15 protein-coding genes are annotated in these 13,927 nt (G+C 66.0%); 11 read left to right on the top strand and 4 right to left on the bottom strand.

Annotated features, from left to right (window positions below; genetic code table 11):
* Window positions 1-314: 314 nt before the first annotated feature.
* Window positions 315-746, bottom strand: a complete 432-nt coding sequence (locus OXF11_13655; GenBank protein MCY4488142.1) for a Zn-ribbon domain-containing OB-fold protein — start codon at window positions 744-746, stop codon at window positions 315-317.
* A gap of 5 nt (window positions 747-751) precedes the next feature.
* Window positions 752-1,945 (bottom strand): thiolase family protein, encoded by a 1,194-nt coding sequence (locus tag OXF11_13650; GenBank protein MCY4488141.1) that lies wholly within the window; start codon window positions 1,943-1,945, stop codon window positions 752-754.
* A 137-nt stretch (window positions 1,946-2,082) separates the two neighbouring features.
* On the opposite strand from OXF11_13650, the gene OXF11_13645 reads away from it, so the two are divergent.
* The 9 genes from OXF11_13645 to OXF11_13605 all read left to right on the top strand — a co-directional run bounded on the left by OXF11_13645 (window position 2,083) and on the right by OXF11_13605 (window position 9,478).
* Window positions 2,083-3,696 (top strand): fumarate hydratase, encoded by a 1,614-nt coding sequence (locus OXF11_13645; GenBank protein MCY4488140.1) that lies wholly within the window; start codon window positions 2,083-2,085, stop codon window positions 3,694-3,696.
* A 91-nt stretch (window positions 3,697-3,787) separates the two neighbouring features.
* Window positions 3,788-4,894 carry an amidohydrolase family protein gene (locus OXF11_13640; protein ID MCY4488139.1) on the top strand — a complete coding sequence of 369 codons (1,107 nt, stop codon included), beginning with the start codon at window positions 3,788-3,790 and terminating at the stop codon, window positions 4,892-4,894.
* 27 nt (window positions 4,895-4,921) lie between these two features.
* Complete coding sequence (locus OXF11_13635; GenBank protein ID MCY4488138.1) at window positions 4,922-6,028, top strand: amidohydrolase family protein; 1,107 nt, start codon at window positions 4,922-4,924, stop codon at window positions 6,026-6,028.
* 82 nt (window positions 6,029-6,110) lie between these two features.
* Window positions 6,111-6,731 (top strand): hypothetical protein, encoded by a 621-nt coding sequence (locus OXF11_13630; GenBank protein MCY4488137.1) that lies wholly within the window; start codon window positions 6,111-6,113, stop codon window positions 6,729-6,731.
* Between the two features lie 74 nt (window positions 6,732-6,805).
* On the top strand, window positions 6,806-7,279 hold the full coding sequence (locus tag OXF11_13625; protein MCY4488136.1) for a hypothetical protein: 474 nt from the start codon (window positions 6,806-6,808) through the stop codon (window positions 7,277-7,279).
* A 50-nt stretch (window positions 7,280-7,329) separates the two neighbouring features.
* Window positions 7,330-8,052: a heparin lyase I family protein gene (locus tag OXF11_13620; GenBank protein MCY4488135.1), complete on the top strand. Its 723-nt coding sequence runs from the start codon at window positions 7,330-7,332 to the stop codon at window positions 8,050-8,052.
* A gap of 62 nt (window positions 8,053-8,114) precedes the next feature.
* On the top strand, window positions 8,115-8,903 hold the full coding sequence (locus OXF11_13615) for an inositol monophosphatase (GenBank protein ID MCY4488134.1): 789 nt from the start codon (window positions 8,115-8,117) through the stop codon (window positions 8,901-8,903).
* A gap of 153 nt (window positions 8,904-9,056) precedes the next feature.
* Window positions 9,057-9,284: a ribbon-helix-helix protein, CopG family gene (locus OXF11_13610; GenBank protein MCY4488133.1), complete on the top strand. Its 228-nt coding sequence runs from the start codon at window positions 9,057-9,059 to the stop codon at window positions 9,282-9,284.
* Window positions 9,284-9,478, top strand: coding sequence for a type II toxin-antitoxin system PemK/MazF family toxin (locus OXF11_13605; protein MCY4488132.1), 195 nt, complete (start codon window positions 9,284-9,286; stop codon window positions 9,476-9,478). Before OXF11_13610 ends, OXF11_13605 begins: the two co-directional genes overlap by 1 nt.
* A 158-nt stretch (window positions 9,479-9,636) precedes the next feature.
* Here OXF11_13605 and OXF11_13600 read toward each other — a convergent pair whose 3' ends face one another.
* Window positions 9,637-11,136: an MFS transporter gene (locus OXF11_13600; protein MCY4488131.1), complete on the bottom strand. Its 1,500-nt coding sequence runs from the start codon at window positions 11,134-11,136 to the stop codon at window positions 9,637-9,639.
* A gap of 105 nt (window positions 11,137-11,241) precedes the next feature.
* Here OXF11_13600 and OXF11_13595 point away from each other — a divergent pair, with 105 nt between their 5' ends.
* Entirely contained in the window at window positions 11,242-12,669 is a 1,428-nt protein-coding gene (locus tag OXF11_13595) for a hypothetical protein (protein ID MCY4488130.1), read from the top strand.
* A 45-nt stretch (window positions 12,670-12,714) separates the two neighbouring features.
* On the top strand, window positions 12,715-13,644 hold the full coding sequence (locus tag OXF11_13590) for a sulfotransferase domain-containing protein (GenBank protein ID MCY4488129.1): 930 nt from the start codon (window positions 12,715-12,717) through the stop codon (window positions 13,642-13,644).
* An 18-nt stretch (window positions 13,645-13,662) separates the two neighbouring features.
* Here OXF11_13590 and OXF11_13585 read toward each other — a convergent pair.
* A partial coding sequence (locus tag OXF11_13585; GenBank protein ID MCY4488128.1) for an isocitrate lyase/phosphoenolpyruvate mutase family protein occupies window positions 13,663-13,927 on the bottom strand: 265 nt, incomplete at its 5' end.

The raw sequence follows: 13,927 nt of genomic DNA, 5'->3' as shown, positions 1-13,927 counted from the left end.
GGGTGTGGATTAGCAAAAGCGCGCTGGCTTGCCTAGCATGGTGTTCGAGCCTGGATTCCCGTTTCCCAGGCTGTGTCAAGACTGATGAGGCGGAGCCCCCTCGAGTCGTCATTCCCGCGCAAGCGGGAATCCAGGGGCGGTGGTGGGGCACTACAGCGGCGTTTCCCCGCCCCCCACCCCTGGATTCCCGCTTGCGCGGGAATGACGACTCGAGGGGGCTCCGCAATTACCTGTCCGAGCGGAGTCTTGACGCCGCCGCTTCCGCGGGAATGACGTAGCCGGTGCGTCGTTGCGTCAGGAGTCTCGCACACAGCCTACGAACGGGGCTTGAACTTGGGCAGGCTGATGTCGTCGCTGACCGGATCGAACACCACTTCCACCGGCATGCCGATCTCGACGTCGTCCACCGGACACTCGACGATGTTGGTGTAGAAGCGCGGGCCTTCTTCCAGGTCCACCCAGGCGATGACGTAGGGTATGTCCTTCTCGAAGGCGCGGGCGCCGCGGCCCGCCAACTGGCGGATGACGGTGAAGGTGTAGACCGTGGCGCGTCCGCTGAGCTGGTCCCATTCGAGGTCTTCGCCGCCGCACTCGACGCACGACGGGCGCGGACACCACGTCAATTCGCCGCACGCGCGGCAACGCTGCATCACGAGCCGCCCGTCCTTGGCGGCCTGCCAGAAGGGCGCGGTCAGCTCGGTGATCTCGGGGAGGGGGCGTCGGGGTTCGGTTCGTGCTTCAGCCATGGTGTCTATCCGTTGTCGTTGCTGAGAATCGCCACGGCGGTGGAGCCGAGGTTCTTACCGTAGGGGAGGCCGCCGAGGCCGGTGCAGAGCCCGGCGCTCGCGCCCGCCACCTGCCGCTCGCCGCCGTCGCCGCGAAGTTGCGTGACCGACTCCAGGATGTGGATCATGCCGCCGCAGGTGGACGGCTGTCCGCAGTTGATCATGCCGCCGCCGGTCTGGATGGGAAGCGTCCCCTTGAACGAGAAGTCGGTGGACTCGAAATACTTCGTGTCGCCCTTTTCGCAGAAGCCCAGGTCCTCCATCTGCATCATCTCGATGATCACGTAGTCGTCGTAGAGTTGGGCGAAGTCCATGTCGTTGGCGGTGACCCCGGCCATGTCGAAGGCGCGGGCGCCCGCGTCCCTGATTCCCATGATCGTCGCGTCGGAGTGGGTGCGGGGGCCGTAGCTGGGGTTGTCCTGCTCGCCGAAGCCCATGAGGTAGACCGGCTTTCGCGGCATGTCGGCGGCCCGTTCCGCGGAGGTGAGGATGAACGCCTTGCCGCCGTTGGCCGGCATGACACAGTCCAGCAGGCGGACGGGGTCGGCCACCATCCGCGAGGTCTTGTAGTCCTCCAGCGTCATGGGCTTCCTGAGATAGGCGTTGGGGTTGAGCGTCGCGTGGTGGCGGGCGGTGACCGCGATGTTTCCCAGTGCATCCAGGGTGGTGCCGTACTCGTGCATGTGCCGCCGCATTACCAGGGCGATGCCGCTGTTGGCGCCCATGAGGCCGTAGGGCACCTCGAAGTCCCGCACGTCGCGCGGCTCGACGCCGTTGTGGTTTTCCACGAACGTGCACGAAGCGGCCACGCACAGGACGCGCTCCACCAACCCCGCTTGAATGGCCGCGGCGGCCTGCCCCAGCGCCGACACCGTGGCCGCGCCGCCGTTGGCGTTGGCCATGGACAGCGCCGGCGTGATGCCCAGGATCGACGCCGTCTCCTCCGGCCAGAAGGGTTGCAGGTAGTTGGTGGTGTAGATGGCCGCCAGCCCCTGGCCGTCGAAGTCCTTGCGCGTAAGGCCCGCGTCCTCCATGGCCAGGCGCGCCGCCCAGGTCAGGTACTCCGGTATGGTCCGGCGGCGCTCGCCCGGGCGCCGGCCCAGACGGTCCACCGGGGTCTCGCCGATGCCGACGATCGCCGTGTTGCCGCGTATGCTCATGAGGTGGGAAACTCCTTGATGCTTCTTCTCGATGCCGCCGTGGCGACGTTGCAGGAATCATACGTGACTTTGCGTTGCCGTCAAGGGATTGGGTATACTTCGACTTCCAGACCAAGCCCTCAAGGAGATCCCGCTACATGTCAGATTTCAGGTTTCAACCCATCTTCGAACTCGGCGACGACACCACGGAATACCGCGGCCTGGGCAAGGATGGTGTGTCCGAGATCGAGGTGGACGGCCGTACCATTCTGAAGGTCGATCCGGCGGTGCTGCGGAAGCTCACGGCCGAGGCCATCCACGACATCTCTCACCTGTTCCGGCCGAGCCACCTGGCCAAGCTGCGCGCCATCCTCGAGGATCCCGAGGCGTCGAAGAACGACCGCTTCGTGGCGATCCAGCAGCTCAAGAACGCCAACATCTCGGCCGGCGGCGTGCTGCCGGCGTGCCAGGACACGGGCACCGCCATCGTCATCGGCAAGAAGGGCGAGAATGTCTTCACCGGCGCCAACGACGAGGAGGCCTTCTCCGCGGGCGTCTACGACGTCTACACCCAGACCAACCTGCGCTACTCGCAGCTCGCGCCCCTCGGCATGTACGAGGAGCAGAACACCCGCACCAACCTGCCGGCCCAGGTGGAGTTGTACGCCACCCCGGGCGACGCGTACGAGCTGCTGTTCATCACCAAGGGCGGCGGCTCCGCCAACAAGTCGTTCCTGTACCAGCAGACGCCGGCGCTCCTGAACGAGGCCTCGCTGGTGGCGTTCCTGGAGAAGCAGATCAAGACCATCGGCACCGCGGCCTGTCCGCCCTACTACCTGGCCATCGTGGTGGGCGGCATGTCCGCGGAGTTCAACCTCAAGACCGTCAAGCTGGCGAGCACGCGCTACCTGGACAGCCTCCCCACCACCGGCAACGAGTATGGCCGGGCATTCCGCGACCTGGAGCTGGAAGCCAAGGTGCAGGCCATCAGCCACGAGATGGGCGTGGGCGCGCAGTTCGGCGGCAAGTACTTCACCCACGAGGTGCGGGTCATCCGGCTGCCGCGGCACGGCGCGTCGTGTCCGGTGGGCATCGGCGTGTCCTGCTCCGCGGACCGGCAGGCCAAGGCCAGGATCACCCGCGACGGCGTGTTCCTGGAGCGGCTGGAGACCGACCCGGCCAAGTACCTGCCGGACGTCCAGGAGGACGACGACGCGGACAACGTGGTGAGCATCGACCTGAGCCGGCCCATGGACGAGATCCGCGCCACGTTGTCGAAGCATCCGGTGAAGACGCGGCTGTCCCTCAACGGCACCATCGTGGTGGCGCGCGACCTGGCCCACGCCCGGCTCAAGGAGCGCCTCGACGCGGGCGAACCGCTGCCGGACTACTTCAAGGAACACGTGGTCTACTATGCCGGACCCGCCAAGACTCCGGAGGGCTACGCCTCCGGCTCCTTCGGCCCCACCACCGCGGGACGCATGGACTCCTACGTGGAGCTGTTCCAGTCCCACGGCGCCAGCCTGATCTCGCTGGCCAAGGGCAACCGCTCGCGGCAGGTGACCGACGCGTGCAAGAAGCACGGCGGGTTCTACCTGGGCTCCATCGGCGGCCCGGCGGCGATACTGGCCAAGGACAACATCAAGCGCGTGGAGGTGCTCGACTATCCCGAGCTGGGCATGGAAGCGGTCTGGAAGATCGACGTGGAGAATTTCCCCGCGTTCATCATCGTGGACGACAAGGGCAACGACTTTTTCGCCGAGTTGCAGTAAAAGGGTTGTACGGTAGAACGATTGTCTGGAACCGGTGCGGGTGTGCGGCACCCGCCGGAACACGGGTCCCCGGACCCCCAAGGAGCAGGCCATGAGCGCAGATGCCAACGGAACGTCGTTGATAGTGGACTCGGACGCCCACGTGGTGGAGTGCGACCGTACCTGGGACTACCTGGAGGGTTCGGAGAAGCAGTTCCGGCCGGTGCCGCTGGCGTCCCCGGAGGAGAACGGCGCCTCGCTGCAGTTCTGGCTGGTGGACGGCAAGGTGCGCGGCTTCCGCTTCCCGGCGTTTTCCGAGGAGGAATTGCAGCGGCGCCAGGATCTGGTGGGCCGCAAGTTCGCCGAGGCCAAGGAGGCCCGTGAGTTGGGCAACGTGGGGCTCCGCCTGGAACACATGGATGACACCGGCGTGGATGTGCAGGTGCTGCACAACACGATGTTCATCGAGCAGGTGACCGAGCGGGCGCCGGTGGAGGTGGCGCTGTGCGGAAGCTGGAACCGTTGGCTCGCGGACATCTGGTCCCAGTCCGAAGGGCGCCTGCGCTGGTCGTGTCTCGCCCCCACCCTGAGCATGTCCGATGCGCTGGACCAGATCCGCTTTTCCAAAGAGCACGGCGCCTGCGCGGTGCTGATGCGGCCCTTCGAGAACAACCGGATGCTGGTGGATCCGTATTTCTACCCCATCTTCGAGGAGGCCTGCCGTCTGGATATGTCCATCGCCGTGCACATCGCCAACGGCAGCGCCTGGCTCAACGACCTCTACAGCCATCCGGTGCGGTTGGGAGCCACCTTCCACCGTTTCCGCATCCCCACCGTGGGAGGCTTCGCCGACGTGCTCTTCAGCGAGGTCCCGGAGCTGTTCCCGAAGCTCCGCTGGGGCTTCATCGAGGCCAGCTCCCAGTGGGTGCCCTGGATCCTGCACGAGGTCCGCAACCGCTACCGGACCATGGGCCGCGAGTGGCCCGACAACCCCATGGAAGCCTTCAACATGTTCGTGACCTGCGAGAACAGCGACGACCTGCCCTATATTGTGCAGGAGGCCGGCGAGGACGGCCTCGTTATCGGTACCGACTACGGCCATACCGACACGTCGAGCGACGTGGACGCCATCCGGGTCTTCCGCGAGCGCACGGACCTGTCCGAGGACGTGAAGCAGAAGATCCTGAGCGACAACGCGCGGCGGTTGTACGCGTTGTAGAGCACATCGACCCGAAGGAGCAAAGCCATGACCGCGACTGCCAACGGAAACCCCCTGATCGTGGACTCCGACGCCCACGTGGTGGAATGCGAACACACTTGGGACTACCTCGACCCCTCCGATCGCCAGTACCGCCCGGTGCCGTTGGCGGCGGCGGCGGAACAGGGCGTCACCCAGCAGTTCTGGGTGGTGGACGGCAAGGTGAAGGGTTTCCGTTTCCCCGCGTTCTCGGAGGAAGCGCTGCGGGAGCGTGAACGGCAGGTGGGCCGCAAGTTCGCCGACGCCGACGAGTCCATGGAACTGGGCAACGTGGGGCTCCGGTTGGAGCACATGGACGACACCGGGGTGGACGTCCAGGTGTTGCACAACACCATGTTCATCGAGCAGGTCACCGACCGCGCCCCGGTGGAGGTGGCCCTGTGCGGGAGCTGGAACCGTTGGCTGGCGGACATCTGGTCCCAGTCGGACGGGCGGCTGCGGTGGTCGTGCCTGGCGCCCACGCTCAGCATTTCCGATGCCCTGGACCAGGTCCGCTTCGGCAAGGAGCACGGCGCCTGCGCCGTGCTGATGCGGCCGTACGAAGGCAACCGCCTCCTGGTGGACCCCTACTTCTACCCCATCTACGAGGAAGCCAGCCGGCTGGACCTGTCCATCGCCATCCACATCGCCAACGGCAGCCCCTGGTTCAACGACCTCTGCAGCCATCCGGTGTCCAATGCAGCCAACTTCCACCGTTTCCGGGTGCCCACCGTGGGCGCCTTCAGCGACATTGTGCTCAGCGAGATCCCGCAGGTGTTTCCGGACTTGCGCTGGGGTTTCATCGAGGCCAGCGCCCAGTGGGTGCCCTGGATGCTTCACGAGGTCCAGAAACGCTGCCGGGTACTGGGACGGGAGTGGCCGGACAACCCCATGGCGGAGTTCGGCATGTTCGTCACCTGCGAGAACAGCGACGATCTCGCCTACATCGTGCAGGAGAGCGGCGAGGACGGCCTGGTCATCGGCACCGACTACGGGCACACCGACGTTTCCAGCGACGTGGACGCCATCAAGGTCTTCCGCGAGCGCGCCGACATCTCCGAGGACGTCAAGCGCAAGATCCTGAGCGACAACGCCCGCCGGCTCTACGGGCTGTAGCACGGATACGGGAGGACACTCCTGTGGTGCGCCCCGTACTTGATGGATTGACAAGCTGCCGTTTTCGGGTAGCATTTGGACTATGGCAAGGGTCCAAAAACAATCCGATACGAGTCCGTTCGAGGATCCCTTGGTGGCGGCCACGGCGATTGAGGCGTTGGCTCGCGCTCATGCAATGGGCTTGCTGTCCGGCGAAATCGCGCGTTTGGACCAGACCGCCATGAGGGGATTGGGGAAGGGACTGGCCGATGCCGGGATTGCTCGGGGGCTGAATCTGGAGCTTGAGGCGGCCGCGAACACCGATCCCGAGCAGTTGTGTGTCCTGTTCAAGAAGATAAGTGCGGCGCTCGACGGGTCTCCGGTTCCCGACCGGGAGTGGCGGGCCGTCGAACGCCACCTGGGGCTGGAGTCGATGGCTGAACTCATCGGGATCTCGGCTTCCAGCGGCCGTCGCTATCTCGCCGGCGAACGGAGCACGCCTGACGGGGTCGCGGCCCGTCTCCATTTTCTTGCGTTCGTGGTGGGTGATCTCGCGGGCGCGTACAACGATGTCGGAGTCAGGCGCTGGTTCCACCGTCCGCGCAAGCTGCTGAACGGGAATACTCCCGCCCAGTTACTGGTAGGCGCCTGGGAACCCCACGACGACGGACCTCGCCAAGTCCGTGCACTGGCGGCCTCTATCGGACCGTCGCCCGCGACGTGATCGTCTTTCGACACGCCGATCCTCGTTTCCCGTTCCTGCGAGAAGATTCGTCACAGCCAGCGGGTCGATGGAATATGCCGGGCCAGTTGACCCACTACTTCACCGATACGGCCGACGGCGCCTGGGCGGAGTTTCTTCGTCACGAGGAGATATCCGATCCGGAGGACTTGGCGACGGTTCGCCGGGCTCTTTGGGCGGTCGAGATCGGTGATCCGCCGCCGCTGCAACCGCAGTTGGCGCGGGAGACTTTGACCGGCGGCCGGGCTAGTTGGCAGGGCTGCCAGCGCGAAGCGGATCGCTCTCGGAGCGGCGGCGCACTTGGGCTCACGGCACCGTCCGCCGCTCTGCACTCGGGTGGCGCACGCGGCTGGCGGGTCGACCGGGGGCTGCAACCCGGACCGGCCAGGGATGGCATGGTGTTCGTCTTCTTCGAGCGGCGCCCGGATTTCGTCGGATGGCAAACCACCGCGGCCGGGCACCCGGGAGAGGAACTCTTGGCCCGTGTGCGTCACTTCGACGAACCCCTTCGAGATACCGGCGAGAGCTAGTGCGGGCACACCATTTCCGTGCATAGGTCGCCCCGACAGGGGGAAGGAAGATGAGAAGTCTCATCATAACGGTCGCCGTGCTCCTGGCCGCGACCCACGTCGCCTCGGCCGACTACACTCCCGGCCGGAGCTTCGACTATTCCAGCAAGACCGCATACACGGACAGGGACTGGAACGTCACGTTCTATGAGAACTGTGATCTTCCGGAATACGCGTCCACGCAATGGCTTCGGGAGAAGGGCGAGCGGTTCCTGCGTTTCACCCTGAAGAACGGGCAGGTGGGGGGATGCCGCAGCGACAACCGCTTCAGGTCCCGAGCGCTCTATTGGGAGCGGGCGGAAATCAAGCAGACGACCACTCTGGAGAAGGACCACGACTATTCGCTGACCTATAGGGTGAGGTTCGTAAAGGGCTTTGACAACGACCGGGAGGACTTTCTGCAATTGCACCAATCGGTCAGCGGTTGCCGAGGGGGCCCTCTGGTCATGGTGAAGTTCAGCAGTGGGTACCTTCTGGGCGCTACAAAGCGCTTCTTTGTCGAGGAAGTCCTCGGGAAATGGGTGAGTGTTCGGTTCGACTTCAACCCCGCGAGATCCTATGACCTGTATCTTGATGGCAAGAAGGTCGTTGACAACAAGACCATCCACCGACAACGCGCTTGCGGTGAGCCGCATTTGAAGATCGGCATTTATCGCCCGGGGGACGCTGAAGCCACGGGCCACAGGCTGTCCGTGATGGATGTCGACAAGGTACGGCTGGTCGACGGGAAGTGACCTATTTCAGCGCGCGTCGTGGTTCGGCGTGAGAGAGACACGTTCCGGCGCAGGGACTCATCATGATCGCACGAAACCCGTTGACATCCCGCTTCGAGCTCGCCCAAGCCGTCGTCCGTGAAGTTGGCTCCCTGGCGCGGTCACTGCGACAGTCTTCCCTGGTGGTCTCCGAGAAGGGCAAGCAGGACTGGGTGACCAACGCCGACCTCGCGGTGGAAGCGCGGCTCCTGGAGGCCATCCGTGGAGCCTTTCCATGTGACGCCATCCTCGCCGAGGAGACACTAGGGACGGCGGAGGAGGGGGAGCGCCTCTGGATCATCGATCCCATCGACGGAACGACGAACTTCGCCGAAGGCCTGGACCTGTGGGCGATCTCGGTGGGTTTCGCGATGAAGGGCCGGATCGAGTTCGGCGTGATCTACGCCCCGGACCGGGACGAGTTCTATGTGGCGGCTCGCGGCGAAGGGGCCAGCCTCAACGGCGTTCCGATGAAGGTCGGCGACGCGGCGGAGCACCACAGCCTGATCCTTCTGGGCCGCTCGAACCGCACCGATCATGCCGCGTACCTGGATCTCGTCGACCGCATCGCGAGGTCCGACCACGACTACCGGCGGCTCGGCTCGGCGGCGCTGAGCCTCGCCCTGGTGGCACGGGGTCTGGCCGGCGCCTACTATGAAGCCCACCTCAATAGCTGGGACTTCGCCGCGGGGCTGGTGATATGCGATGAGGCCGGCTGCCGGTCGGCGTTCGCCGAGGTCGATCTGGCTCGCGGAGGCCCGGTCCTCGTAGCACGCCCCGGTTTTCTCGGGCATGCCCAGGCTCTCGTCAATCCGGACACTGGCAGTTCTTAGCCCCGCCCCTGGATTCCAGCTTCCGCGGGAATGACGACTCGGGGGGTGTGAAGTTCGATGGGCCTGATGGACGGCGCGTCGGTGGTGTGCAGCAGGAGTTGTATAGTGATGCTGATAGGGTGAATTATAGCTATGAGGACCATACAATTGACGATGGATGCTGACCTTGTGCAGCGGGTCGATAGGCGAGCAAAGCGCCTCGGCACCACCCGATCGGGGTTTACGCGTGAAGCGTTGAGATCCGCGTTGGAGCGCTACGAGGAGGCGGAACTGGAGGAGCTTCACAGAGCCGGTTACCGTGAAAAACCTCCCTCCAATCAGGAGTTCGGCATACCGGAACAGGACCACGCCTGGGGCGACGGCCCATGGAAGGACGAGTGATGCGTCGGGGCGAGATCCGCTGGTACCGCTTCGCTCGCCAGGACAAGCGCCGGCCCGTGCTCGTCCTCACGCGCGACTCGATCATCGCGAGCTTGGGCGAGGTCACGGTCGCTCCCGTCACCACCACGGTTCGCGGAACCCCCAGCGAGGTACCTTGTCCGCGGACGACGGCATGCCGCGAGACTGCGCCGTGAACTGCGATCACCTGCAGACGATTGCGCGCGGAAGACTTGGGGCATTGGTCACGAGCCTTCCGGCAGGCAAGATGGAACACGTAGCAAGGGCGATTCGATTCGCGCTCGCCCTCGACTGACCCGTTCAGCCTTCCCCATCTGTCCAGCCCGTAACCGTCTCAGCCCCGTTTGCGCGTGTCGGCACCTCTTCCCGTCGCCGCGATCAGCGTGAACGCCAGCGCGCTCAGTCCCAGGCACGCCGCGGTCATGTAGGCGTAGCCGTATCCCTCCATGAACGCCTCCAGGAGGCGCGGGTTTTCCGCGAGATTCAACGCGGCCAGGTCCTGCGGGCCGGACTCGTTGCTGACGGCCGCCAGGCGCATGCCCACGAACGCCGTCGCGGTGGCGGTACCCAGGGAGCGGCCCACGCTGCGGATGATGGAGATGACCGAGGAGGCGATGCCCAGCCGCTCGGGCGGCACGGAGCTGACGAGGCCGTGGTTGTTGGGGGTCTGGAAAAGCCCCAGGCCCACGCCCAGCAGGGCCAGTCGCGGCACGATCTCCGCCGGCGTGGAGTCCTGGCCCAGGAAGCTCATGGAATACATGGCCACGGCCACCACGGCGCCGCCGGCGGCGGCCGGAACGGTGGAGCCGATGCGGTCCGTGAGCCAACCGGCCGACGGCGACACCACGATGAGCACGAGGGCGATGGCGGTCATCAGGCCGCCGGCCTCCAGCGGGTCCATGCCCAGCACGAGCTGGAGCAGGAACGGCATCATCAGCTCGTTGGTACTGAGGGCCACGAAGGTGGAGAGGCGCGCGATGTTGCCCGCGGCGAAGGGCACGATCCGCAGCAGCGCGAGATCGAGGATGGGGTAGGGGCAGGTGGCCTCCCGCCAGACGAACAGGCCCAGGAAGACGGCGCTCAACACGAGCCCCCAGTAGCCCAGGCCGCCCCGGGTAATGCCCAGCAGCAGGAACGTCAGCCCGACGGCGAACAGGGCGGCGCCGGCGAAGTCGAAGGGCTCCCGTTGCGCCTTCTTGCCCGTGTCCCGGTCGTTCAGCAGGAGGAAGCGGGCCGCGGCGAAGCCGACGAAAGACAGCGCACTGGAGATGAAGAAGATGTAGCGCCATCCCAGCGTGAAGGTGATGAACCCGCCCACCACGGGGCCGAGGGTGAAGCCGACGGCGGAGACGAGGCCGCCGGAAAGGCCCATGGCGCGGCCCCGGTCGGCACCGGTGAAGAGGCTGGCGGTGAGCGCGAAGGTGTTGGTCATCATCAGCGCGGCGCCCACGGCCTGACCTACGCGGCAGGCCATCAAGTGGGTGGGCCCGTTGGCCATACCCGCCAGGGCCGAGGCCACGCCGTAGACCAGAAAACCGGCGGAGAAAGTGAGCTTGCGTCCGAGGAGGTCCGACAGCCGGCCGCAAGGAAGATACAGAGCACCCGTCACCAGCGCGTAGACGAATACGATCCAGCCGGCGAAAGTGATATCCGCGCGGAACTCGGTTATGATGACCGGCAGGCTTATGGTAAGCATGCCGACATCCGTGGTGGCGATGAAGACGGAGACCACGACCACCCACAGTGCCCACCAGCGGTGGTTGGGGCCGAAGACGCGGTTGTCGATGAAGTCTCTGAGCCAGGGTGTCATGACGGGTGTGACGGAAACGGGCATGCGCTCGCCCCATCCTTCATAGCGGCTTCTCGTTCAGCACGAAAACGATCGAACAGGTTCGCGCACCGAAGCCGCGGGCGCGGGTTTCGTCAGGAGATCAGGGTTATGGCCATCCGATCCGGCAGGAACTACATCGAGTCGTTGCGCGACGGCCGCGAGGTGTGGCACGCCGGCAAACGCATCGAGGACGTGACCGTCCATCCCGGCTTCACCGGCACCATCAAGACCCTGGCGGACCTGTACGACCGGCAGGCGTCGGCGGAAGACGGCGACACCATGAGCGTCGAGCGCGACGGCGCACGCATCTCCTGCAGCTACCTGCCGCCGGTGGACGCCGGCGACCTCCAGGCCAAGCGACGCAACATCGAGCTGTGGTCGCGGGAGACCTACGGCCAGATGGGGCGCTACCCGGAGTTCTGCGCGGAGCTGGTGGTGGGGATGCTGGACTTCGCCGACACCCTGGCCGCCCACGACCCGCGCTGGGGCGAGAACGCCCGCGCCTACTACCGGCACTGCATCGCCGGCGACCTGTGCCTCACCCACGCCCTCACGGACCAGTTCTACGACCACTCCAAGCGCGTGAGCGAGCAGCAGGACCCGGACCTGGTCATGCACATCATCGGCGAGACTTCGGAGGGGCCGGTGGTCCGGGGGCTGCGCAACCTCGCCACCCTGGCGCCGCTGTCCGACGAGGCGCTGGTCTACCCCATCCGCCCGCGCGACGCGGACGAGCCGGACTACGCCATCGCCTTCGCCATCCCCATGAACGCCCCCGGCCTCAAGATCATCTGCCGGGACCTCTACGCCGAGCACGCCGACCCGGAACGCTTCCCGCTCACCACGCGGTTCGACGAGATCGACGCCACCCTGGTGTTCGAGGACGTGGTGGTGCCGTGGGAGCGGGTCTTTGCCTACAAGGCGCCGGAGCTGGTGGCGGGCTTCCACCGGAACATCCAGACCTGGGCGCAATACGCCACCATGGTGCGCCTCATCACCAAGCTGGAGACCTTCCTCGGCGTGGCGCAACTGCTCACCGAGTGGTCCGGCCGGCACAAGACCCCCAACTCGCAGTTGGGGCTGGCGGCCTTCATCAAGGACCTGGAGATCCAGCGCGACTGCGTGGAGATCGCGGAGAACCGCGGGTACCGCACGGCCGGAGGCCATTGGGCGCCGCTTTTGAGCCCGGCCTACCGGATCCACAGCATCGAGGCGTCGGACCGGGCCGAGCGCAACATGGAGAGCCTGCTCACCAGCTCGCTGGTGCTCACCGGCGGCGGCTCGGACCTGGTCGACGGTGAGCTGGGGCCGGTGGTGGAGCGCTACTTCCGCGGCTGCGCGCCGAGCACGCGCGAGCACCTGCGGCTGCTGGCGGTGGCGGCGGACCTCGTCATGACGCCCTTCGGCAAACGCGGACAGCTCTACGAGCGCCTGCAGAGCGGCGAAGTGGACAACATGCGCCGGCGCCTGCACGCGCAGTTCCAGGAGCGCGACGGCGCCGAGCGGCTGCTGGCGTTCATCAACAAGGACTGGTGACGTTTCCGGGTCCGGAACGCCGTTCAGCGCGTGATGAAACACGAAATGAGCCGCGTGTCCCCTGTTCTCAGGCGCGCCCGCTCGGTCGCCGAGATGATCTCCTTCCGGGGCGGCATCGGCAGCGCGGCCAGCCGGGCCGCGGCGCTGGCGTTTCGTCCGAAGCCCACCGATGTCTTCATCGCCACCTTCCCCAAGTGCGGCACTACCTGGCTGCAACAGATCGTCCACGGGCTCAGGACCCGGGGTTCAATGGACTTCGAGGAGATCACTTTGGTGGTGCCGTGGCTCGAGCTGGCGCTGGATCTCGGCATCGATCCTGATGCGCCTCAGGTCGCGGCGCCGCGCGCGTTCAAGAGCCACCTGAGCTGGCACGACGTCCCCAAGGGGGGCCGCTACATTTCCATGGTGCGGGACCCCGGGGACGTGCTGGTGTCCATGTATCACTTCCACGAGGGTTGGCGTTTCGAGGCCGGGGCCATCACCCTGGAGGACTACTCCCGGAATTTCTTTCTGGCGCCGGAGCGGGACCGAGGCTACTGGAAACACGTGGCCTCGTGGTGGCCACAACGTGGCCGCGAGGACGTGTTGATGCTGAGCTACGAGTCGGCCCTGGCGGACGTGCCCGGAACGGTGCGGCGCATCGCCGGGTTCATTGGCTGTCCGATTGACGACGAGCTGCTGGAGATCGTCGTCCGCCAATCCTCCATCGGATTCATGAAGGCGCACGGAACTCGGTTCGACGACCACGTGCTGCGCGCCGCGCGAAATGCCGCCAACGGCTTGCCGCCCGGAGGCGCATCGTCCAAGTTGAGGGGCGGCCGGGTGGGCGACCACGTGGACAGGCTGCCGATGGACGTGCGGGCAGCCCTGGACGGCATTTGGCGCGAGGCGATGGAGAGCCGTTTCGGGCTCGCGTCCTACCCCGAGATGGTGGCCGCCCTCGGCCCCGCCGACGGCTCGCTGGCCGTTGGTTAGTCAGGGAGCGCCCTGCCTTCAGTGCTTTCCGTGGCCGCCCGGGCTGGTGAGGATTCGGTGGATGTCGGCTTGTGTGTAAACCTCGCGGGCAAATTCGAAGGTACCCGGTCCACGCAACTCATCGGCAGCCCGCCGCACCTGAGACATCGCCGCCTTGGCAAGGTTGCTGCCGACGGTCACCCGCCTGACGCCCAGATCGCGAAGCTTCGGAACCGGCGGAGTGTTCGCGCCGGCCAGCACGTTCATCGGCCCGTCGATGGCGGCGGCCAGCCGGCCGATCAGC

The sequence above is a fragment of the Deltaproteobacteria bacterium genome (genome assembly GCA_026712905.1).
Lineage (GTDB): Bacteria > Desulfobacterota > Binatia > UBA9968 > JAJDTQ01 > JAJDTQ01.
Note: the sequence above shows the minus strand (reverse complement) of the source record. Positions and strands in the feature narration are given on the sequence as shown.

Bases quoted from the DNA above. Each gene is read 5' to 3' on its own strand.
- OXF11_13635 (MCY4488138.1), top strand. From the start codon at position 4,922: ATGACCGCGACTGCCAACGGAAACCCCCTGATCGTGGACTCCGACGCC.
- OXF11_13600 (MCY4488131.1), bottom strand. From the start codon at position 11,136: ATGCCCGTTTCCGTCACACCCGTCATGACACCCTGGCTCAGAGACTTC.
- OXF11_13640 (MCY4488139.1), top strand. From the start codon at position 3,788: ATGAGCGCAGATGCCAACGGAACGTCGTTGATAGTGGACTCGGACGCC.
- OXF11_13645 (MCY4488140.1), top strand. From the start codon at position 2,083: ATGTCAGATTTCAGGTTTCAACCCATCTTCGAACTCGGCGACGACACC.
- OXF11_13615 (MCY4488134.1), top strand. From the start codon at position 8,115: ATGATCGCACGAAACCCGTTGACATCCCGCTTCGAGCTCGCCCAAGCC.
- OXF11_13595 (MCY4488130.1), top strand. From the start codon at position 11,242: ATGGCCATCCGATCCGGCAGGAACTACATCGAGTCGTTGCGCGACGGC.
- OXF11_13620 (MCY4488135.1), top strand. From the start codon at position 7,330: ATGAGAAGTCTCATCATAACGGTCGCCGTGCTCCTGGCCGCGACCCAC.
- OXF11_13625 (MCY4488136.1), top strand. From the start codon at position 6,806: ATGCCGGGCCAGTTGACCCACTACTTCACCGATACGGCCGACGGCGCC.
- OXF11_13630 (MCY4488137.1), top strand. From the start codon at position 6,111: ATGGCAAGGGTCCAAAAACAATCCGATACGAGTCCGTTCGAGGATCCC.
- OXF11_13655 (MCY4488142.1), bottom strand. From the start codon at position 746: ATGGCTGAAGCACGAACCGAACCCCGACGCCCCCTCCCCGAGATCACC.
- OXF11_13650 (MCY4488141.1), bottom strand. From the start codon at position 1,945: ATGAGCATACGCGGCAACACGGCGATCGTCGGCATCGGCGAGACCCCG.
- OXF11_13610 (MCY4488133.1), top strand. From the start codon at position 9,057: ATGGATGCTGACCTTGTGCAGCGGGTCGATAGGCGAGCAAAGCGCCTC.
- OXF11_13590 (MCY4488129.1), top strand. From the start codon at position 12,715: ATGAGCCGCGTGTCCCCTGTTCTCAGGCGCGCCCGCTCGGTCGCCGAG.
- OXF11_13605 (MCY4488132.1), top strand. From the start codon at position 9,284: ATGCGTCGGGGCGAGATCCGCTGGTACCGCTTCGCTCGCCAGGACAAG.